The sequence below is a fragment of the Mycobacterium paragordonae genome, from assembly GCF_003614435.1.
Classification (GTDB): Bacteria; Actinomycetota; Actinomycetes; order Mycobacteriales; family Mycobacteriaceae; genus Mycobacterium; species Mycobacterium paragordonae.
This window is the reverse complement of record NZ_CP025546.1, coordinates 6,266,252-6,286,387: the sequence shown is the minus strand read 5'-3', so window position 1 is coordinate 6,286,387 and position 20,136 is coordinate 6,266,252. Positions and strand designations below refer to the sequence as shown.

21 protein-coding genes are annotated in these 20,136 nt (G+C 66.4%); 13 read left to right on the top strand and 8 right to left on the bottom strand.

Annotated elements, in window-relative coordinates:
- The 10 genes from C0J29_RS28060 (at position 1) to C0J29_RS28015 (ending at position 9,594) form a co-directional block, all read left to right on the top strand.
- A complete protein-coding gene (locus C0J29_RS28060; RefSeq protein ID WP_120794232.1) occupies positions 1–912 on the top strand; it encodes a Rossmann-like and DUF2520 domain-containing protein in 912 nt (303 codons plus the stop codon).
- Positions 912–1,838 carry a pantoate--beta-alanine ligase gene (gene panC / locus C0J29_RS28055; RefSeq protein WP_120795010.1) on the top strand — a complete coding sequence of 309 codons (927 nt, stop codon included), beginning with the start codon at positions 912–914 and terminating at the stop codon, positions 1,836–1,838. The genes C0J29_RS28060 and panC overlap by 1 nt, the downstream gene beginning before the upstream one ends.
- Positions 1,838–2,257 (top strand): aspartate 1-decarboxylase, encoded by a 420-nt coding sequence (gene panD, locus C0J29_RS28050; protein WP_065043390.1) that lies wholly within the window; start codon positions 1,838–1,840, stop codon positions 2,255–2,257. Before panC ends, panD begins: the two co-directional genes overlap by 1 nt.
- Before the next feature lie 2 nt (positions 2,258–2,259).
- Complete coding sequence (locus tag C0J29_RS28045; RefSeq protein ID WP_065043389.1) at positions 2,260–3,078, top strand: type III pantothenate kinase; 819 nt, start codon at positions 2,260–2,262, stop codon at positions 3,076–3,078.
- 33 nt (positions 3,079–3,111) lie between these two features.
- Positions 3,112–4,635, top strand: coding sequence for a lysine--tRNA ligase (gene lysS, locus C0J29_RS28040; protein ID WP_120794231.1), 1,524 nt, complete (start codon positions 3,112–3,114; stop codon positions 4,633–4,635).
- 117 nt (positions 4,636–4,752) lie between these two features.
- Positions 4,753–5,091, top strand: coding sequence for a histone-like nucleoid-structuring protein Lsr2 (lsr2, locus tag C0J29_RS28035; RefSeq protein ID WP_055577626.1), 339 nt, complete (start codon positions 4,753–4,755; stop codon positions 5,089–5,091).
- A gap of 314 nt (positions 5,092–5,405) precedes the next feature.
- A complete protein-coding gene (gene clpC1 / locus C0J29_RS28030; RefSeq protein ID WP_065043387.1) occupies positions 5,406–7,940 on the top strand; it encodes an ATP-dependent protease ATP-binding subunit ClpC in 2,535 nt (844 codons plus the stop codon).
- Positions 7,941–8,084: 144 nt separating this feature from the next.
- On the top strand, positions 8,085–8,294 hold the full coding sequence (locus C0J29_RS28025) for a CbtB domain-containing protein (RefSeq protein ID WP_120794230.1): 210 nt from the start codon (positions 8,085–8,087) through the stop codon (positions 8,292–8,294).
- Positions 8,295–8,314: 20 nt separating this feature from the next.
- Positions 8,315–9,061 (top strand): CbtA family protein, encoded by a 747-nt coding sequence (locus C0J29_RS28020; RefSeq protein ID WP_120794229.1) that lies wholly within the window; start codon positions 8,315–8,317, stop codon positions 9,059–9,061.
- Complete coding sequence (locus C0J29_RS28015; RefSeq protein ID WP_276322674.1) at positions 9,058–9,594, top strand: histidine phosphatase family protein; 537 nt, start codon at positions 9,058–9,060, stop codon at positions 9,592–9,594. Before C0J29_RS28020 ends, C0J29_RS28015 begins: the two co-directional genes overlap by 4 nt.
- 10 nt (positions 9,595–9,604) lie before the next feature.
- Here C0J29_RS28015 and C0J29_RS28010 read toward each other — a convergent pair whose 3' ends face one another.
- Positions 9,605–10,972: a serine hydrolase gene (locus C0J29_RS28010; protein WP_162951578.1), complete on the bottom strand. Its 1,368-nt coding sequence runs from the start codon at positions 10,970–10,972 to the stop codon at positions 9,605–9,607.
- Positions 10,947–11,264 carry a mycobilin-forming heme oxygenase MhuD gene (gene mhuD, locus C0J29_RS28005; protein WP_065047412.1) on the bottom strand — a complete coding sequence of 106 codons (318 nt, stop codon included), beginning with the start codon at positions 11,262–11,264 and terminating at the stop codon, positions 10,947–10,949. The genes C0J29_RS28010 and mhuD overlap by 26 nt, the downstream gene beginning before the upstream one ends.
- 14 nt (positions 11,265–11,278) lie before the next feature.
- Here mhuD and C0J29_RS28000 point away from each other — a divergent pair, with 14 nt between their 5' ends.
- Both C0J29_RS28000 and C0J29_RS27995 read left to right on the top strand, forming a co-directional pair.
- The gene (locus C0J29_RS28000; protein WP_120794227.1) at positions 11,279–12,055 is read left to right on the top strand and encodes an alpha/beta fold hydrolase; all 777 of its coding nucleotides are present in this window, start codon (positions 11,279–11,281) and stop codon (positions 12,053–12,055) included.
- 62 nt (positions 12,056–12,117) lie between these two features.
- On the top strand, positions 12,118–12,441 hold the full coding sequence (locus C0J29_RS27995; RefSeq protein ID WP_065047414.1) for a helix-turn-helix transcriptional regulator: 324 nt from the start codon (positions 12,118–12,120) through the stop codon (positions 12,439–12,441).
- A 7-nt stretch (positions 12,442–12,448) separates the two neighbouring features.
- Here C0J29_RS27995 and C0J29_RS27990 read toward each other — a convergent pair whose 3' ends face one another.
- From C0J29_RS27990 to C0J29_RS27965, 6 genes are all read right to left on the bottom strand, one after another.
- Positions 12,449–13,297: a DUF6671 family protein gene (locus C0J29_RS27990; protein WP_162951577.1), complete on the bottom strand. Its 849-nt coding sequence runs from the start codon at positions 13,295–13,297 to the stop codon at positions 12,449–12,451.
- 61 nt (positions 13,298–13,358) lie between these two features.
- A complete protein-coding gene (locus tag C0J29_RS27985; protein ID WP_120794225.1) occupies positions 13,359–13,970 on the bottom strand; it encodes a carbonic anhydrase in 612 nt (203 codons plus the stop codon).
- A 25-nt stretch (positions 13,971–13,995) separates the two neighbouring features.
- Entirely contained in the window at positions 13,996–14,295 is a 300-nt protein-coding gene (locus C0J29_RS27980) for a P-II family nitrogen regulator (RefSeq protein ID WP_231513242.1), read from the bottom strand.
- Positions 14,296–14,309: 14 nt separating this feature from the next.
- Entirely contained in the window at positions 14,310–16,898 is a 2,589-nt protein-coding gene (locus C0J29_RS27975) for a DUF2309 domain-containing protein (RefSeq protein ID WP_120794224.1), read from the bottom strand.
- A complete protein-coding gene (locus C0J29_RS27970) occupies positions 16,895–18,478 on the bottom strand; it encodes a proton-conducting transporter transmembrane domain-containing protein (protein ID WP_120794223.1) in 1,584 nt (527 codons plus the stop codon). The genes C0J29_RS27975 and C0J29_RS27970 overlap by 4 nt, the downstream gene beginning before the upstream one ends.
- Positions 18,479–18,551: 73 nt before the next feature.
- Positions 18,552–19,463, bottom strand: a complete 912-nt coding sequence (locus C0J29_RS27965) for an HhH-GPD family protein (protein WP_120794222.1) — start codon at positions 19,461–19,463, stop codon at positions 18,552–18,554.
- Here C0J29_RS27965 and C0J29_RS27960 point away from each other — a divergent pair.
- A complete protein-coding gene (locus tag C0J29_RS27960; RefSeq protein WP_065047426.1) occupies positions 19,462–20,103 on the top strand; it encodes a carbonic anhydrase in 642 nt (213 codons plus the stop codon). The two genes, C0J29_RS27965 and C0J29_RS27960, sit on opposite strands and share 2 nt — an antisense overlap.
- Positions 20,104–20,136: the final 33 nt, after the last annotated feature.

The window sequence follows — 20,136 nt, the reverse complement described above, 5'->3', positions numbered from 1 at the left end:
ATGGAGCAGTTCGACGGACTGCGCCCGGCCAGGCTGAAGGTGGGAATCATCTCGGCCGGCCGCGTCGGCTCCGCGTTGGGGGTCGCACTGGAGCGCGCCGACCACGTGGTGGTGGCGTGCAGCGCCATTTCCCAGGCCTCCCTGCAGCGGGCGCAGCGCCGGCTGCCCGATACGCCGGTCCTGTCTCCGCCGGACGTTGCTGCCGGCGCGGAGCTGTTGTTGCTGGCGGTCACCGACAGCGAACTGCCCGGCCTGGTGGCCGGTTTGGCCGCCACCTCCGCTGTTCGGCCGGGCACCATCGTGGTGCACACCTCCGGCGCCAACGGGATCGGAATCCTGGAGCCACTGACCCGTCAGGGCTGCATTCCGGTGGCGATTCACCCGGCCATGACCTTCACCGGCTCCGACGAAGACATCGCCCGGCTGCCGGACACCTGCTTCGGGGTGACGGCGGCCGACGAAGTCGGGTACGCGATCGGGCAGTCGTTGGTACTGGAGATGGGCGGCGAGCCGTTCTTCGTGCGTGAAGACGCCCGGGTGCTGTACCACGCCGCGCTGGCCCATGCGTCCAACCATCTGGTGACCGTGCTGGCCGATGCGCTGGAGGCGTTGCGGGCCGCCCTGACCGGCGACGAACTGCTGGGACAACAGCGGGTCGACAATCAACCGGGCGGTATCGCCGAACGCATCGTCGGGCCGCTGGCACGCGCGGCGCTGGAGAACACGTTGCAGCGCGGTCAGGCCGCGCTCACCGGCCCGGTCGCCCGCGGCGACGCCGCCGCCGTGGCCGGACACTTGAGCGCACTCGGGGACGCCGACCCGGAGCTCGCCCACGCGTACCGGGTGAACGCGCTGCGGACCGCGCAGCGTGCACACGCCCCCGACGATGTCGTCGAGGTACTGGTCCGGTGATCGGCAACAGGAAGCCGCCTGCCTACAAACCGGGCGAACTCAACGTGTTTTCGGCGCCGGCCGACGTCAGCGACGTCACCCGCGCGCTGCGGCACACCGGCCGGCGAATCATGTTGGTGCCCACCATGGGAGCGCTGCACGAAGGTCACCTGACGCTGGTGCGTGCCGCCAAGCGGGTGCCGGGTTCGGTGGTGGTCGTGTCGATCTTCGTCAACCCGTTGCAGTTCGGTGCGGGTGAGGATCTCGACGCCTACCCGCGCACCCTTGACCAGGATGTGGAACTCCTGCGCGGTGAGGGTGTGGATATCGTTTTCGCACCTTCGGCCGCGGGCATGTATCCCAACGGACTGCGTACCACCGTGCAGCCGGGACCGCTGGCTGCCGAACTCGAAGGTAGCGTGCGCCCAACGCATTTCGCCGGTGTGCTGACGGTGGTTCTCAAGCTGCTGCAGATTGTCCGGCCGGACCGGGCGTTCTTCGGCGAGAAGGACTATCAGCAGCTGGTGCTGATCCGGCAGATGGTCACTGACCTGAACGTCGCCGTGCAGGTGGTGGGCGTGCCGACGGTACGGGAACGTGACGGGCTGGCGATGTCGTCCCGCAACCGCTACCTGGACCCGGCGCAACGCGAAGCGGCCGTGGCACTTTCGGCGGCACTGAGCGCGGGCGCGCACGCCGCTACCTATGGTGTCCAGGCTGCGCTGGACGCGGCCGACGCGGTGCTGCAGTCCACCCCCGAATTGGTGGTCGACTACCTGCAGCTGCGTGACACCGAGCTGGGTCCGGCGCCCACCAACGGATCCGGCCGGCTGTTGATCGCGGCTCGGCTCGGCACCACCAGACTGCTGGACAACGTGGCAATCCAAATCGGCAATCTCGCCGGCACCACCAGTGGGCCGGACGCTCAATCACATTGGAGGAATTGATGTTACGGACAATGTTGAAGTCGAAGATCCACCGCGCCACCGTAACCCAGGCCGACCTGCACTACGTCGGATCGGTGACCATCGACGCCGACCTGATGGACGCCGCCGACCTGCTCGAGGGTGAACAGGTCACCATCGTCGACATCGACAACGGTGCCCGGCTGGTCACTTACGCCATCACGGGCGAGCGCGGTACCGGTGTAATCGGAATCAACGGCGCCGCAGCACATCTCGTTCACCCCGGTGATCTGGTGATCCTGATCGCTTACGGCACCATGGAAAACGCCGAGGCGCGCTCGTACCAGCCGCGGATCGTGTTCGTCGACGCCGACAACAGACAGATCGACCTGGGCAGCGATCCGGCCTACGTGCCCGACGGCGTTGACGAGTTGTTGGACCCGCGGATCGGCGCGCGGTAACCGTGCTGCTGGCGATCGATGTCCGCAACACCCACACGGTCGTCGGTCTGATATCCGGCGCCAAAGACAACGCGAAAGTTGTTCAGCAGTGGCGGATCCGCACCGAGTCCGAAGTCACTGCGGACGAACTGGCACTCACCATCGACGGTCTCATCGGTGAGGATGCCGAGCGGCTCACCGGCGCCGCCGGTTTGTCCACCGTGCCGTCGGTGCTGCACGAGGTGCGGATCATGCTGGACCAGTACTGGCCGTCCGTGCCGCATGTGCTGATCGAGCCCGGCGTGCGCACCGGCATCCCGCTGCTGGTCGACAACCCGAAAGAGGTGGGCGCCGACCGGATCGTCAACTGCCTGGCGGCCTTTCACAAGTTCGGCAGGGCAGCCATCGTGGTCGACTTCGGGTCGTCGATCTGTGTTGATGTGGTGTCGGCCAAGGGAGAGTTTCTCGGTGGCGCGATCGCGCCTGGCGTGCAGGTGTCCTCGGATGCCGCAGCGGCGCGCTCGGCCGCGCTGCGCCGGGTTGAACTGGCCAGGCCCCGATCCGTGGTGGGCAAGAACACCGTGGAGTGCATGCAGGCCGGCGCCGTATTCGGCTTTGCCGGGTTGGTCGACGGCCTGGTGGGCCGCATCCGCGACGACGTCACCGGGTTCTCCGCCGATGACGACGTCGCCGTGGTGGCCACCGGGCACACCGCGCCACTGTTGCTGCCCGAACTCCACACGGTGGAGCACTACGACCAGCATCTGACGCTGCACGGGCTGCAGCTGGTTTTCGAGCGAAACCGCGACGCCCAGCGCGGCCGGCTCAAGACCGCGCGCTGAGCGTCGGCGCGATCTCATTTAAGCTGGCACGTCGTGAGTGCCGCCGATCGAGACCCCGACAGAGATCCCCCAGGGGACCTTCCCGAGCAATTCCGGATCCGTCGGGACAAGCGCGCCCGCCTGTTGGCAGAAGGTCACGACCCGTACCCGGTGGCGATCCAGCGGACGCACACGCTGGCCGAGGTTCGCGCGGCCCATCCCGACCTGCCTACCGACACCGCGACCGATGACGTCGTCGGTGTCGCGGGCCGGGTGGTGTTCGCCCGCAATACCGGGAAACTGTGCTTTGCGACACTGCAGGACGGAGACGGCACCCAGCTGCAGGCGATGATCAGCCTCGACAAGGTGGGTCAGGAATCGCTGGACGCGTGGAAGGCCGACGTCGATCTCGGCGACATCGTCTTCGTGCACGGACAGGTGATCAGTTCACGCCGAGGCGAACTGTCCGTCCTCACCGATTCCTGGCAGATGGCCGCCAAGTCGCTGCGGCCGCTGCCCGTCGCCCATAAGGAAATGAGCGAGGAGGCGCGGGTACGGCAGCGTTATGTCGACCTGATCGTCCGCCCGCAGGCGCGTTCGGTGGCCCGGCAGCGGATCGCTGTAATACGCGCTATCAGAAATGCACTGGAACGCCGCGGGTTCCTGGAGGTGGAAACTCCCATCTTGCAGACGCTGGCCGGCGGGGCCGCCGCACGGCCGTTCATCACCCATTCCAATGCGCTCGACATAGACCTTTACCTGCGGATAGCGCCGGAACTGTTCCTCAAGCGCTGCATCGTCGGTGGTTTCGACAAGGTCTTCGAACTAAATCGGGTCTTCCGAAACGAAGGAACCGATTCGACGCATTCCCCGGAATTCTCCATGTTGGAGACCTACCAGACGTACGGGACCTATGACGATTCGGCAGTCGTCACAAGGCAGCTTATTCAAGAGGTCGCCGATGAGGCGATCGGGACCAGACAACTTCCGATGCCTGACGGCAGTGTCTACGACATCGACGGAGAATGGGCAACTCTGCAGATGTATTCCTCGCTGTCCAAAGCTCTGGGCGAAGAGATCACACCCGAGACGCCGGTGGAACGGTTACGCGAGATCGCGGCTTCACTCGACGTGGAGATTCCCGACAACCGTGGCTTTGGTCACGGCAAACTTGTCGAGGAACTATGGGAGCACACGGTGGGCAACACACTGACCGCGCCCACTTTCGTCAGGGATTTCCCCGTGGAGACAACGCCATTGACCCGCCACCACCGCAGCATCCCCGGCGTGACCGAGAAGTGGGACCTATACGTGCGCGGAATGGAGCTGGCCACCGGGTACTCGGAATTAAACGATCCGGTAGTGCAACGTGAGAGATTTGCCGATCAGGCCCGCGCCGCAGCCGCCGGTGATGACGAGGCCATGCAACTCGACGAAGATTTTCTGGATGCCCTGGAGTTCGGGATGCCGCCCTGCACCGGAACGGGAATGGGTATCGATCGGTTGTTGATGTGTTTGACCGGGCTGTCAATTAGGGAGACTGTTTTGTTCCCGATTGTTCGTCCACACTCCAACTGAACTGCGCAAAGTTGCGTCTAGATTGAGTATTTTCCGTTCTTATGGCAGATTAGGTCAGTGGGGAGTCTATCCAAACTGGATCTGTAACTGCACAGGAAGAAACGCGAGGGTAAGCCAATGGCGAAGAAAGTGACCGTCACCTTGGTCGATGATTTCGACGGTGCCGGCTCCGCCGACGAAACGGTCGAATTCGGGCTTGACGGGGTGACCTATGAGATCGACCTTTCAAGTAAGAATGCAACCAAGCTGCGCAATGACCTGAAGCAGTGGGTTGCGGCCGGCCGTCGAGTGGGCGGTAGGCGGCGCGGGCGTTCCGGTTCGGGCCGCGGCCGCGGCGCGATCGACCGCGAGCAGAGCGCCGCGATCCGCGAATGGGCACGGCGTAACGGGCACAACGTGTCGACCCGTGGACGTATCCCGGCCGACGTCATCGACGCGTTCCACGCCGCCACCTAGGAACACGCTTCCCGGCGCCCAGGCTGACAAGCCTGGGCGCCGGACTCGTCTTTTCGCTAGTGGCGAACTGATCTGCGCCCGACGCGGGAAACGCATTGGGGCTTTTCCTCGTTGAACTCCTTGTTGAACCGGGTTGAACCAGGCACTTATGGGCATCGCTTAGCACTGCGAGGTATGAAGCCTGGCAGGCCGACCATTACAGTGGACGGCAGGTGCGCGGTGCCGGGCCCTGAGTCGACAAAAGGTCGGCGAAGGCCGGCAAACGCCTTTCCGAGACGGAGCACCTAATGGTGAGGGAGAGCAGGTAACCGACGATGTTCGAGAGATTTACCGACCGTGCCCGCAGGGTCGTCGTCCTGGCGCAAGAAGAGGCCCGGATGCTCAACCACAATTACATCGGCACCGAGCACATCCTCCTGGGTCTGATCCACGAGGGCGAAGGTGTCGCGGCCAAGTCGCTGGAGTCACTGGGAATCTCGCTGGAAGGCGTGCGCAGCCAGGTCGAGGAGATCATCGGCCAGGGCCAGCAGGCGCCGTCCGGGCACATCCCGTTCACTCCGCGGGCCAAGAAGGTCCTCGAACTGAGCCTGCGTGAAGCGCTGCAGCTCGGCCACAACTACATCGGCACCGAGCACATCCTGCTGGGCCTGATCCGCGAGGGTGAGGGCGTAGCGGCTCAGGTGCTGGTCAAGTTGGGCGCTGAGCTGACCCGGGTGCGCCAGCAGGTTATCCAGCTGCTGAGCGGCTACCAGGGCAAGGAGGCCGCCGAAGCCGGCACCGGTGGCCGGGGCGGCGAATCCGGCAGCCCGTCCACGTCTCTGGTGCTCGACCAGTTCGGCCGTAACCTGACCGCGGCCGCCATGGAGGGCAAGCTCGACCCGGTCATCGGCCGCGAGAAGGAAATCGAGCGGGTCATGCAGGTGCTGTCCCGGCGCACCAAGAACAACCCGGTGCTGATCGGCGAGCCCGGCGTCGGTAAGACCGCCGTCGTGGAGGGTCTGGCGCAGGCCATCGTGCACGGCGAGGTTCCCGAGACGCTCAAGGACAAGCAGCTCTACACCCTCGACCTGGGATCGCTCGTCGCAGGCTCCCGCTACCGCGGTGACTTCGAGGAACGCCTGAAGAAGGTGCTCAAGGAGATCAACACCCGCGGCGACATCATCCTGTTCATCGACGAGCTGCACACGCTCGTGGGTGCCGGTGCCGCCGAGGGCGCCATCGACGCGGCCAGCATCCTCAAGCCCAAGCTGGCCCGCGGCGAGCTGCAGACCATCGGCGCCACCACTCTCGACGAGTACCGCAAGTACATCGAGAAGGACGCCGCGCTGGAACGCCGCTTCCAGCCGGTGCAGGTCGGCGAGCCGACGGTGGCACACACCATCGAAATCCTCAAGGGCCTGCGTGACCGCTACGAGGCACACCACCGGGTGTCCATCACCGACGGCGCGCTGGTGGCCGCGGCCACCCTGGCCGACCGCTACATCAACGACCGGTTCCTGCCGGACAAGGCGATCGACCTGATCGACGAGGCCGGCGCCCGGATGCGGATCCGCCGGATGACCGCTCCGCCAGACCTGCGCGAGTTCGACGAGAAGATCGCCGATGCGCGCCGGGAGAAGGAATCGGCGATCGACGCCCAGGACTTCGAAAAGGCCGCCAGCCTCCGGGACCGGGAGAAGCAACTGGTCGCCCAACGCGCCGAGCGCGAAAAGCAGTGGCGCTCAGGCGACATGGACGTGGTCGCTGAGGTGGACGACAACGAGATCGCTGAGGTGCTGGGCAACTGGACCGGCATCCCGGTGTTCAAGCTCACCGAGGCCGAGACCACACGTCTGCTGCGCATGGAGGACGAGCTGCACAAGCGGATCATCGGCCAGGTGGATGCGGTCAAGGCCGTGTCCAAGGCGATCCGCCGTACCCGCGCCGGGCTGAAAGACCCGAAGCGCCCCTCGGGCTCGTTCATCTTCGCCGGCCCGTCCGGCGTCGGCAAGACCGAGCTGTCGAAGGCGCTGGCGAACTTCCTGTTCGGCGACGACGACGCGCTCATCCAGATCGACATGGGCGAGTTCCACGACCGCTTCACCGCGTCGCGGCTGTTCGGTGCCCCTCCGGGCTACGTCGGCTACGAAGAGGGCGGTCAGCTCACCGAGAAGGTGCGGCGCAAGCCGTTCTCGGTGGTGTTGTTCGACGAGATCGAGAAGGCGCACCAGGAGATCTACAACAGCCTGTTGCAGGTTCTCGAGGACGGCCGGCTCACCGACGGTCAGGGGCGCACGGTCGACTTCAAGAACACCGTGCTGATCTTCACGTCCAACCTGGGCACGTCCGACATCTCCAAGCCGGTGGGTCTGGGCTTCACCCAGGGCGGCGGTGCGAATGACTACGAGCGGATGAAGCAGAAGGTCAACGACGAGCTGAAGAAGCACTTCCGCCCGGAGTTCCTGAACCGGATCGACGACATCATCGTCTTCCACCAGTTGACCAAGGACGAGATCATCCAGATGGTCGACCTGATGATCGAGCGTGTCGGCAAGCAGCTCAAGACCAAAGACATGGCGATGGAGCTCACCGACAAGGCCAAGGCACTGCTCGCCAAGCGCGGCTTCGACCCGGTGCTGGGTGCCCGTCCGTTGCGACGCACCATCCAGCGCGAGATCGAGGACCAGCTGTCGGAGAAGATCCTCTTCGAGGAAGTCGGTCCGGGACAGGTGGTCACGGTCGACGTCGACAACTGGGACGGTGAGAGCAGCGGTGAGGACGCGGTGTTCACCTTCACCGGTACGCGCAAGCCGCCGGCCGAGCCGGACCTGGCCAAGGCCGGCGCGGGTGGTCCTGGCACCTCGGGCTAAGGCGGGCATAGACTGCCAATGCTGACGGGCACCGGAATCTGGTGAAATTCCAGAACGGTCGCGCCACTGTCGAGAGTCAGACCCGGCGCCCGTCGCAACCCGGAGGCATCCAAGCGGGACGCGAGATCCCAGAAGGAGTTGATCGTGGCGAGTTCTGAGACGACGCGGGTCGGAGCGGTTGACCTGTCGGCAGCCAATGCTGCGCTGTGGTTGGCGGCGACCGCTGTCCTGGCACTGCTGGCAATTTATTTCGTCGGTATCGACCAGGGTGCCGTCTCGTTGTTCGGCAGCGACACCCACGTGCACGAGTTCTTCCACGACGCAAGGCATCTGCTCGGCTTCCCCTGCCACTGACCCGCTTCTGAAACGACACCGTGGAGAAGCGACTGATAGCGCGCGGTGCGCTGGCGGGTGCGGTCGGTGCCGTGCTGGCGTTCGTGTTCGGTCGGCTGTTCGCCGAGCCGGTCATCGGCCGCGCCATCGAGTTCGAAGAAGCCCGCATCGAAGCCGCCCACGCGCAGGGTGTGCACGAGCACGGCGCGGAGCTGTTCTCCCGCAGTGTCCAGGGAAACGCCGGTTTGGGTTTCGGCGTGCTGATCTTCGGGATCGCCATGGGCGCGTTGTTCGCGGTGGTGTTCTGCGTCTACTACCCACGATCGGGACGTGTTGCGCCGCAGTCGCTTTCACTTCGGTTGGCAGCGGCGGCGTTCATCGCGGTGTATTTGGTTCCATTTCTGAAGTACCCGCCCAACCCGCCCGCGGTCGGCCAGGCCGACACGATCGGATCGCGCACCCTGTGGTTTGTGGTGATGGTGCTGGCCTCTATTGGCCTGGCCATCGGCGCGGTCTGGCTGGCCCGGCACCTGGTGGCGCGCTTCGGTGCGTTCAACGCCAGGCTGCTCGCGGCCGGTGCCTACGTGGCCGCGGCGGTGGCCGTCGCGCTGGCGTTGCCGGGCGTGGCCGAGGTGCCACCGGGTTTTCCCGCCGAGGACCTGTACGAATTCAGGCTGGTGTCGCTCGGTACCCAGTTGGTGTTGTGGACGGGCCTGGGACTGGTGTTCGCGGTGCTGGCCGGTCGGCTCCTGGGTGAGGGAACCAGGGCGCAGAGCGTAGGGGTGTGACCCGGCCCGACGCCCGGCTGACGCTGATTTCGCACGCGATGACGGATGCGATGTCGGCGGGGCGCTTCCCAGTCGACGAACCGCTCAGCGAGATCGGTCGCCGTCAGGCCGGTGCCCTGCACACCGACGATCGGGCCCTCGCCGGACCCGAACGGCGGACGCGGGAAACCGCGGAACTGCTGGGCCTGCGAGCCACCGCCGAGCCCCGGTTGGCCGACCTGGATTGCGGGCAGTGGCGCGGCGAAGAGCTGCAGAACATTCCGCAGGCCGGCCTGCGAGACTGGCTCACCGATCCGGCGGCGGCGCCGCACGGTGGTGAGTCGATCGTGGAACTGATCGAGCGGGTCGCCGGCTGGATGAACCAACTGCACGACGTGGTTCGGACGGTGGCCGTGACTCACCCGGCGGTCGTCCGGGCGGCGGTCCTGGTGGCCCTGGACGCACCACCAAAATCGTTCTGGCGCATCGACGTTGCTCCGGTGAGCCACACCGTCCTGCACCGCCGGGGCGGAGCCTGGACGCTGCGGATCTAGCCGGCGCGACTCAGCGGGGCGCCACCAGGGCGAAGACCTGCTGGGCGACCTTGAGCATCCAGCTGGTCACCGTCGGGCCGTGGTCGTGCGGCCAGTTCAACTGGAAGCTGACCACCCACGGCTGCCCGGTCTTGTCGACGGCATACCAGCTGAACGTCAGATCTCCGGGCAGCCCACCGGCTTTCGCGCCGATGTACGGCCACACGTTGGGATCCAAGCGGATGCCGGCTACCGCGGACAGGATCTGCCGCACCGGTGCGGCCGCGCCCACGGCATCGGACTGCAGTGCCACATGAACGCGGCAGATGTCCTCGGCGTTGCCGTACCACTCGGCGCCGTAGGCCGAGGCGGGCGTGTGCGCGCGAAATGGATCAGGTTGGTACTCAGTCGAATTCGCCTGCTCCAGTAAAGCGGCCCGTTCCTGCTGAGACGCGTTCTTCCACCGCTCACGCACGTCGGGTTGTCCCCAGCCGATCGAGAACAACTCGTACATGGTGGGGAAGGGTGTCATGCTGGCCGGATCGTGGTGCCCGGCGGTGGCCAGGGCCTGCTCGATGGCGCGGGTTCCCACCCGCCCGATCAGCATGTCAGTGGCCATGTTGTCGCTGGTGGCGATCATCTTCTCGGCGGCCTTGCGCACCGAAACATGATCGCCGACAGCCAGTTCCAGGCCGGAGGATCCGACGGCCTTGCCCTTGGCGGTCACCGTCAACTGGTCGTCCCAAGAGACCGTGCCGTTCTTGACCGCCGTCGCGACGGCGTGCAGCACGTACAGCTTGAAAATCGATGCCAGCGGCAAGGGTTGGGCGGTGTTGGCGCCGGCCACCCGGTCGCATTGCCCGTTGTCGACCTTGGCCACCTGATAGGAGTAGCGGGCGCCGGTCTTGCTCAGCACGGCATCCACGTCCGACCAGGTGTTGATCGGCGGTGGCGGTTGAGTGTCGACTTCGAACCGGTCGACCTCGCCGGTATCGCCGGTGTGGATCCGGATGTCCTGGCGTGCGCCGTAGGAGGAGATCAATTGCAGCGTCGCCACGTTCGCCCCGAGGAATACGGAGTCCAGGGTGAACGGCCGATCCCACCACAGGCTTTCCATGGTGGCTTCGACGGATTCGACTTTGTCGGCTGTGGCCAGGGTGCGTACTCCGTCCGGGCCGATCGGCCACTCGGAGTTCAGCATGTCCATGGTCTGCTGAGCCCGCAGACCCGGCGGAGTGCTGGTGTCGATCCGGTGCCCCACATTCGCCGCATTCGCCGACGGAGTCGGTGACGAGGAGCACCCGGGAGTGAGCGTCACCACCAAAGCGGCCGCGGCGCTCAGCGCCAGCGCCCGGCGCGCCGGCGGGCGCCGCCTACTCAGCCTCGGTGTTCCCGGCAACGTTGAGCACAACCTCGAACTCCAGCAGGGACGCGCCGCTGGCCACGGGATTGGCGCGCTCACCCGCGTGGGCTTCTTTCGCGGGACCGTTCGCCCAGGCCTGGAACGCTTCATCAGACTCCCAATGTGTCACCACAAAGTAGCGGTCTTCACCTTTGACCGGACGCAGCAGCTGAAAGCCGAGGAAGCCGGGCTGGTTATCCACCGCGTGCGCGCGATGCGCGAAGCGTTTTTCCAGTTCGGGGCCAGCGCCGGCGGGCACCGAGATTGCATTGATCTTCACCACTGGCATGTGGCTAGGCTACCGTGCCGAACATGGCCGCCGATCTGCTGACCCATCGCGGCGGGACAGGCAGGCCGCTGGTTCTGGTGCACGGACTGATGGGACGGGGCACTACCTGGCCACGACAGTTGCCCTGGCTCACCCGTCTGGGCGCGGTCTATACCTACGACGCTCCCTGGCACCGGGGCCGTGACGTCGAGGACCCCTACCCGATCAGCACCGAACGCTTCGTCGCCGACCTCGGCGACGCGGTCGGCGCGCTGAACGGTCCGGTCGTTCTCATCGGGCATTCGATGGGTGGCCTGCATTCCTGGTGTCTGAGCGCCGAACGGCCGGAGCTGGTGAGCGCGCTGGTGGTGGAGGACATGGCGCCGGATTTCGTCGGGCGGACCACCGGTCCGTGGGAGCCGTGGCTGCACGCGCTGCCGGTCGAATTTCATTCCGCCGAAAGGGTATTCGCCGAGTTCGGGCCGGTCGCCGGGCAGTACTTTCTGGAGGCGTTCGACCGCACCGACACCGGCTGGCGGCTGCACGGGCAACCCTCGAGATGGATTGAGATTGCCGCGGAGTGGGGCACCCGGGACTACTGGGCGCAATGGCGCGCCGTGCGCGCGCCGGCACTGCTGATCGAGGCGGGCAACACCGTCACACCGCCCGGACAGATGCGTGAGATGGCGCAAAGAGACGATCCGACAACGTATTTAACGGTCCCCGAAGCCGGTCATCTGGTGCACGACGATGCACCTGAGGTATACCGGCATGCCGTTGAGTCCTTCCTCGCTTCGGCCCCGGGGGCATAGTTGCGGCGCGCCAGTGATTGGCGAATCGGTTTACGTGAATCCGGCATGGGTATCATCGAGCGGTGGCTGTTGCCGGCAAGCGCAGGGGAGTGGTTCCGCTCGCGCTCGAAACGCAGGATCGGAGCTGGACGTTCCTGACCAACCACGCTCATGTCTTGTTGTGCATCTCGACGGGCGAGGAGTTGACCGCGCGCGAACTGGCGCTGCGAGTCGGCATCACCGAGCGGTCGGTGCAGGCCATTCTGACCGACCTCACCGCCGAGGGTTACCTGATCAAGTCGAAGGTCGGTCGCCGCAACGTCTACGAAGTCAATCCGGACGGCAGGCTTCGGCACCCGCTCGAAGCCAATCACACCGTCGGCGAATTAGTCGCCGCGTTGTCCTGACCTCCTGTTAGGGATTGCACTGCGGGCAGTAGCTCGGTTCGGCTGTGCCGGAGCGGATATCCTCGCTGCGGTGCTCACATGCGGGGCACCCCAGGATGTCGGCCGCGACGAGTGTGGTCGGCGAGCCACATACTCGGCACGGTAATCCTTCGCGCACCGCGACCCTCCCGAATCCGGGCGACAGACAGGCCGGACATCGCGTGGCCAGTCGGCCGGCGAGTCGATTCGCCAGGGCCGCCAGGACTTCCCGGCGACCGGGGTTGTGGTGTGCCCGCAGGTCGGGTTCGAGCAGGGCGCGCCGGTCGTCGGCCGCGGCAACCGCGTTGTCGACGATCTCGACGAGAGCGAACGCATCGGTCAGTCCTTTGCGGAACACCCGCGTTTCCCCGTCGACGGTGGCTTTGACCACCGCTCCCTGCTCGGGGAATCCGAAGCGGTGCGCGGCGTCGGCCGCTTCGTGGCCGCTTTCGACCAGTTTCGGCAGGCCCGGAGTCCGGGGGATGTTGACGCCTTCCACGACTCGAATGCCCCGGGAGTCGTCGATGAACACCAGGATTTCCTGGTGCACGGCCAGCATGCCGTACCACGTGTCGTAGCTGGCCTCGCTGGCCACTCCGTAGGGCACTCTGGCCGTGCTCATGGCCAACCGGGCCTTCGCCGACGCCGCTGCCACTGGTGCGAGCGTCCTATTGATTTCGCCGGCAAAGGTGCCGAACTGGTCGGTGTCGATGCCCGGCGGGGCGATCACCCGGGCGCCGATCTCTGCGGCGAATGCCGGCGCCACCTGGCGCTCCTTGCCGTGCATGGTGCCCATGGCGATCACCCTCCCGGCGTAAGAGTTAACGGGTGCGTTCATGAGAGAGCCAGCCGGGCCGCCAGGCCCGGCGGAATCCGCCGGGCCTGGCGGCCCGCGATTCTTAGACGACCCGCAGCAACGGTGTCTCGTTGTCGGAAACCTGTCCGATGGTCCCGCAGACCTGGACCCGGCCGTCCGCACGATCGAGCAGGGCGGCGACGATTGCGCACCGTCCGCTGTCGACGGCCTTGGCGACCAGCGGCGATTTGTGCAGCAGCGACACCCCGACGTGCGCCACGTGAGCTGCCGTCAGATCGTCGGCGGTATTGATGCCGGCGTCTTTGCGGGCCAACGAGGAAACCGCCTGTTCGACGACGGCACGGGTGGCGCCGTCGGGGAAGTTGGCGTTGTTCCAGGCATCGAGGGCCGTCTGCATGGCGCTGGAGTCCGAGTGGCCGAGGATGACGACCAACGGCGTCTTGAGAGTGCCGACGGCGTACTCAAGGGTGGCCAGCACGCCAGTGTCGATGACGTGTCCCCAGTTGCTGATGTCGATGATCGAGCCCCAGCTCTGACCGAACACCACCTGGCTCGGCACGTCGGAGTCCGCGGAGCGGAACACGACCGCGGCGGGCGGCTGTCCGTTGGCGACGCTGTGCTGCTTCCGCAAGGTGTTGTAGAAGTGCTGATTTCCGGCTTGCAGGCTCTGCCAGGCGGAAGTGGGGTTGGACATTATCGTTACCTTTCTGTGGTTGGTTTCAGCTGAAGTACTCGGGCCGGCTGACGTAGGTGTCGGTCACGAACATGACCCCCGGCGAACCCTCGAGCAGCCGTCGCAGTCCAGCGACCAGCGCCTCTGACTTGGTGTCCGGCACGACGGTAATGAGCATTTCGAGTGCCGCTTGCTGGTTGAAGAGCAGCCGGCCCTGGTGATAGCCGTGATGCCCGAGCCCCGAGACGCCCGAGACACTGGTGAACCCGGTGGCGCCTGCGCTGTGGAATTGGTCGCGGACTGCGGACGCGTGGTCGCCGCCCACCACCACTTCGATTTTCGTCATTTTTGTCAGGCCATTCAGTGGCATGGCGATACCTCCTCAGTTGCGTTGTGCTTTTCGACTCCCGATTCCCAGCTCCGCCAGCCATTGCGAGTCCAGCGCTGCCAGTCGTCTCCTGGCTTTTCGCGGGCCGCGAGGGCTACCCAGTCGTTTCCGAACAGATGTTGCAGGACGGGGTTGCGGTCGACGATCGTGTCGATTCGCTCGAGCGGGGCTTGGACGACGGTCAGCAGGCGCATCGGCTCGTGCCCGAACGTCTGACCGTCGGTGACCGATTGGCGAGGTAGTCCCAGCTGCAGGTCACCGCCGTGGCCGGCGAGTACGCCCACTCCGGCCACCACGTTGTGGACCGTCTTGGTTCCCGCTCCGAACAGCTCCGGCGCAACTGTCGAGAAGTAGTACTGACAGCTGATCCATTGGGCCACGACCATGGGCGCGGTCAGGATGGTCTCCAACGCGCTGCCGTCCGGGTCGACGTCGGCTTCGTAGGAGTGCAGGAAGGTCCGTCGCCGCAGGTCGAGTCCGCTGCTCAGGTCGCGGGGCCCCACGATGAAGGCAGCGTTGCCGGCCAGCCCCCACTCGGGAAAGACCTGAGCCCAGTCGGCGGAGCGGTTGGCGACGTGCCGCGTTGCCCGGGCCGGGTCCGGACGGGCCGGACCTCCGGGCAGCACGGCGCAGCGCTCGGCGGCCAACTCGGCACCGGCCACCTCGAGATCGGTGATCAGCCTGCGCATGTCGGCGACATGGCTCGCCGGGACCAGATGCTCGTCCAGGACAGCGACCCGGTCCGTGGCCGTGTCGTGCAGAGCGGCGACGAACCAGGTGTCGTCGGGAATCGAGATCCCCATGTCGTGCAACTCCGCACGGACGTCGGCGTTGTTGAGGATGGCGACCGCGGTTCGCGCGTTGGGCCCACCCGGTTGCCCGCCACACGCCCCGCAGTCCAGCGCCGCCTGGTACGGGTTGTTCTCGGTAGTGCTGCCATGTCCACACATCACCACCAGCCGGGCGAACCCGCTGGTGAGGCCCATGGTGGTGAGCGCCACCTGAGCGTAGAGGGCCCGCTGTGCCAGATCGACGCTCTCGTTGACGGAGAGGACGGTAGGTGCCGGCGGGGCCAGCCGGTCGCGCAGGCGCCGGCGCAGGGTGCCGCTGGCTTTCGGGCTCAGCGTCTTTGCGGCGGCCCAAGGACCGGCGGCCCAGCCAGAGGCCTCGGCCAGCGTGAACGGTGCCAGCAGTGCCTGCTTCGCGGTGTTGAAGGCTGCCTCGGCGCCGGCCATGACTGCGCTGCCGTCCCGTCGCCGCTTGGCCGCACGCACACCTTCAGGTGCCGGGCTTTCGCGGACTTCATGCTGGGGACGAATCAGAACCGGGCACAGCTCGTTGGGCGCCCCGCCGACCAGGTCGGTGAACCGGATGGCGACCGCGAAAAACCCGGCGAAGCCGAGGGTTTCGTATCCGCCCTTGGATTCGATGTGCCGGCGCAGACCTTCCGACCGAGCGTCGATGCAGCACACGAGTTGGGTGTGTGGCCGCCCGTGGGACTCCTGGGCAGTGCTGCCGGTCAGAGACTTCAGCAGCGCGTCCCGGTAGTGCGCCTCGTAGGCCTGTTGCCAAACCACCGGCCGGGCCGTGACCGGAAGAGCCGCCAATATCCTTGCGGCAGAGGCTAAGTCATCATCGCTCAACTGGTCGAGACCCCAGAGCCGCGCGAGATCCGCTGCCCGCTCCCCCGCCGAGGGGATGGCTGGGCGGTTGCCGGCGTCGACATCGCCGGTCGACTCAGTAGCGTTGCCGGGCAGCAACAATGCTTCGTAGGTCAGACGCAGGGCCAGGTAGTCGAGAAGGTCCGCGCCGACCATCCGCTCGGCATACCAACGGACGTACGCTGCCCAGCCGGGAAGCCGGGTCAGATGCGCTTGCAGGTAGGTGATGCGTTCGTCGTCGGTGACGCCCAGCTGCCGCAGGGCTTTCAACGCAGCGTCGTCGGCTCGTTCGGGCACTTCACGCAGGGCGGCGCGTACTTTTCGTCCCAACTTGTGATCCCCTGCGGCCAGAGTCCGCCAGGCGTGGAAGAAGCCCCGTTCGCGCGCGGGCATCGGCCAACCCGCCGCGGGTGACCCGAAGAATGCCGTACTCCATTTGGCGGCTTGTGCGTCCACCTCTTCGGCCACCTGCGGTGCGAGCTGTTCACTGCGCATCTTGTTGCGGCGCAACGGCTTCGCTCCGACGCGGCCGTTGAGCAGGTCGTCGCGCAACAACTCGGCAGGTGTCACCTCCCGGGCGCCCAGCTGGATGGGTTCTCCGTCCAGCAGGTTCGGGTAACGCAGCCGCAGTGTCGATTCAAGGTCGGCGTCGGTGATCCGCCCGCGGTGGTAGAGGTCGCGGTAGGCGGTCTCATCCAGCAGTCCTGCGACGCCGTAGAGGTCCCCGGCGCGCAGCACCGCCTGCTCGAAGGGCATGCCTTCCAGTCCGGCCAGCGGGTTGACGGCGATGAAGGTCTCCAGCGGGTAGTGGGTGGGAACCACCCGCGCGGCCAGATTCACCTCGCTGCGCAGCTGGGCACGCAACGCGTCGATCGAGACGTGTTCAGCGACGGTGGTCATCGGAGCGCTCCTGTCAGTTGTGCAGTCAAGTGGGTCGGAGTGGGGATCTGCTGTGGGCGTACTGCTGAGACATGCCCTGCTACAAGCGCTTTGGTGTAGAGGGCACGCTGCAGACGGCCCATCCAGCCATCCGGGGGAGCTTGGCGCAGCAGGGCCAGTGCGCCGAGCACGACCGCCGCTGCGGCGATGCCCAACGAAGACGCCGATGGCACGGCGACCGGCGGCAGATCGGGCGAAAGGAAACCGGTCACCAGGTTGACCAGGGCCAGGTAGCCGACGCCCGCGCCGAGCAGTGCCACGCCCGCGGCGAAGACCGCTGGCCAGTGGGGAGATCGAGCCAGCCAGCCCATCAGTGCCGCCGCGGCGGTGGCCCAGGTGAAGATCACCAACGCTTCCGCCGAGCCGTGCTCCGCCGTGTGCAACGGCATCACCGCGCCGGCTGCGTAGAGTGCGGCCGCGGGCAGCAGCATCGCGGAGACGAGTACCGCTGCACGTCGGGTGCGGCTCAGCGGCGGCGCAGGCGGGCGAGCGGCCTTCTGGCGCCGCTTGGCGATCGCCGACCCCGAGGACAAGAAGAGCGTGGCCTTGTAGAAGCCGTGCCCGACCAAGTGGAAGACCGCCGCGGCAGACAGGCCCAAGCCGCAGGTCAAGGTCATGAAGCCCATTTGGGCCATCGTCGAATATGCCAACGAGCCCTTGATGTCTGACTTGGTGAGCATCACCAGGGCCCCGTAGACCATGCTCAACATGCCGGCGGCGAACGCAATCCCCATGGCCAGAGCCGATCCGCTGACGATCGGGCTCAATCGCACCAGCAGCACACCCCCGGCGTTGACCACACCGGCGTGCAGTAAGGCCGACACCGGGGTGGGTGCCGCGAGGGTGACAGGCAACCAGCGGTGGAACGGAATCTGCGCGGACCGGGACAGGGCAGCCACCACGATCAGTACCGCGGCGATCAGCATCGTCGGTGACGCGTCTCTGATGACGGTCAACTCGGACAGGCTTCGATTGCCCCACTGCATGGTCACCAGCGCGACCGCTGACCACAGTGCGAGATCGCCCAGCGCGAATGCGGTCGCGGTACGTCGCACACCGTCGCGGGCAGCCGGCAATTCCCAGTAAGTCGCAAGAAGCAGGCACAACGCTGTCCCGGCCATGGTCCAGCAGAGCGCCAAGCCGATCAGAGTGCCCGAAATCATCAGCCCCGCGGACGCCGCGGTGAGCAGTCCGGTCCCGGCGGTGAACCAGCCCGACCGCTTGTCACACGCGAGATAACGCAGGGCGAACAACTGCACAACCGTGCTGACCCCGAAGACCAGCACCAACAGCAGGGCGCTGAGCCGGTCGGCGCCCACCTCGGCGATCGTCGCGCCCTGACCGGTGCGCAGGGTGGCCCGCACCGGACCGTGCAGCAGCACTTCGACGGCTGTCAGGCAGGAGGCGGCGAAGCCGGCACCGGCGGCCGCGACACCCAGGCGGCCCACGAGTACGGGGCGCCGGGAGCCGGCCAGTAGCGCAAGAAGCGAGGCGAGCAGGGGCGTGGACAAGGCGGCGAGAAGGACGGCGCTCGTGTACATGCGATGCAGATTACGCGAGATAAATTACGTCTGTCAAATATCACGAAATAAACTTCATATAACAGTGTGGCGGCTACCCTTCGCCCGCCAACGCGAACCGCCCATCCGCCGTCTGAGTGACCAGGCCGTCGATCAGCAGCGAGTACAGCGCGCGGTCGCGCTGGGCGGTGTCGGTCAGCCACGCCACGTCCAGCTGTGCCCGGGTGACCGGAGAGTTGTTGTCGCGCAATACATCCAGCAATCGGCCGCGAACCTGGCGGTCGGTGCCGGCGTAAGCCTGGGTGCGCCGCGCCGGAGCGTCACCGGCGGGGAAACCCGCGTCGCGCCACGCGCATTTTTCCAGCGGACACAAGCCGCACTTGGGTGCGCGCGCCGTGCACACCGTCGCGCCCAGCTCCATCAGCGCAATCGAAAAAGTGGGCGCGACATCGTCATTCGGGAGCAGGGCGGCGACGTCGGCGTGATCGCGGGTGGCCGACGGGTTGCCCGCGTCGGCCCGCCCGTGGATAGCGCGGGCCACCACGCGCCGAACATTAATGTCCACCACCGGAACTCGTTGCCGGTAGGCGAAGCACGCCACCGCCCGAGCGGTGTAACTGCCGATGCCAGGCAGGGTCAGCAGCGTGTCGACGTCGTCGGGCACGACGTCGCCGTGCTCGCGGGCGATCACGACGGCGCACTCGTGCAGGCGCTTGGCCCGCCGCGGATAACCCAACTTGCCCCAGGCGCGCAGCACATCGGCGGCACTGGCCGCCGCCGTCGCCGACGGTGTCGGCCAGCGGCGCACCCACTCCGTCCAGATCGGCAGCACCCGGGACACCGGCGTCTGCTGCAGCATGAACTCGCTGACCAGGATCTGCCAGGCACTGACTCCGGGCTCGCGCCAGGGCAGGTCCCGGCTCGACCGCTCATACCAGGCGACAAGATTGGTGGCCGGTATGTGTACTGGGCCGATCACGGGCTGTTCCGGCAGAATGGCTGGCATGCCCAACAGCAACCCGATAAGCGCCTGGAAAGCACTCAAAGAGGGTAACGAGCGATTCGTCGCCGGCAAGCCCGCCCACCCCAGCCAGAGCGTCGACCACCGAGCCAGTCTGGCCGGCGGCCAGACGCCGACCGCCGTCATCTTCGGGTGTGCGGACAGCCGGGTCGCCGCCGAGCTGATCTTCGATCAGGGCCTCGGCGACGTGTTCGTGGTGCGTACTGCCGGACAGGCAATCGATTCGGCGGTCCTGGGCTCCATCGAGTACGCCGTCGTGGTGCTCAACGTCCCGCTGATCGTGGTGCTCGGCCACAACAGCTGCGGCGCGGTGAAGGCGACCATCGACGCCCTGGACGACGGCGCGATACCCGGCGGTTTCGTGCGCGACGTCGTGGAACGGGTGGTCCCGTCGGTGCTGGCCGGCCGGCGTGACGGCCTGACCCGCGTCGACGAGTTCGAGGAACGGCATGTCAGCGAGACGCTGAAGCAGCTCGTCGCACGTTCCTCTGCCATCGCGGAGCGGGTGGACGGCGGCACGCTGGCGCTTGCCGGCGTGACCTACCAGCTCGCCGAGGGCAAGGCGGAGCTGGTTGACCACATCGGCGATATCGGCGAGCAGGCGCCGCAGGAACAGGCCGTCTAGCAAGCCCTTTACACTCGGTCCGTCCAGCTAACC

What these genes read in the sequence shown, in the direction of transcription:
- C0J29_RS28060 (WP_120794232.1), top strand. Translation starts at nt 1, where the DNA reads ATGGAGCAGTTCGACGGACTGCGCCCGGCCAGGCTGAAGGTGGGAATC.
- panD (WP_065043390.1), top strand. Translation starts at nt 1,838, where the DNA reads ATGTTACGGACAATGTTGAAGTCGAAGATCCACCGCGCCACCGTAACC.
- lsr2 (WP_055577626.1), top strand. Translation starts at nt 4,753, where the DNA reads ATGGCGAAGAAAGTGACCGTCACCTTGGTCGATGATTTCGACGGTGCC.
- clpC1 (WP_065043387.1), top strand. Translation starts at nt 5,406, where the DNA reads ATGTTCGAGAGATTTACCGACCGTGCCCGCAGGGTCGTCGTCCTGGCG.
- mhuD (WP_065047412.1), bottom strand. Translation starts at nt 11,264, where the DNA reads ATGCCAGTGGTGAAGATCAATGCAATCTCGGTGCCCGCCGGCGCTGGC.
- C0J29_RS27990 (WP_162951577.1), bottom strand. Translation starts at nt 13,297, where the DNA reads ATGAACGCACCCGTTAACTCTTACGCCGGGAGGGTGATCGCCATGGGC.
- C0J29_RS27985 (WP_120794225.1), bottom strand. Translation starts at nt 13,970, where the DNA reads ATGTCCAACCCCACTTCCGCCTGGCAGAGCCTGCAAGCCGGAAATCAG.
- C0J29_RS27980 (WP_231513242.1), bottom strand. Translation starts at nt 14,295, where the DNA reads ATGACGAAAATCGAAGTGGTGGTGGGCGGCGACCACGCGTCCGCAGTC.
- C0J29_RS27975 (WP_120794224.1), bottom strand. Translation starts at nt 16,898, where the DNA reads ATGACCACCGTCGCTGAACACGTCTCGATCGACGCGTTGCGTGCCCAG.
- C0J29_RS27970 (WP_120794223.1), bottom strand. Translation starts at nt 18,478, where the DNA reads ATGTACACGAGCGCCGTCCTTCTCGCCGCCTTGTCCACGCCCCTGCTC.
- C0J29_RS27960 (WP_065047426.1), top strand. Translation starts at nt 19,462, where the DNA reads ATGCCCAACAGCAACCCGATAAGCGCCTGGAAAGCACTCAAAGAGGGT.
- C0J29_RS27965 (WP_120794222.1), bottom strand. Translation starts at nt 19,463, where the DNA reads ATGCCAGCCATTCTGCCGGAACAGCCCGTGATCGGCCCAGTACACATA.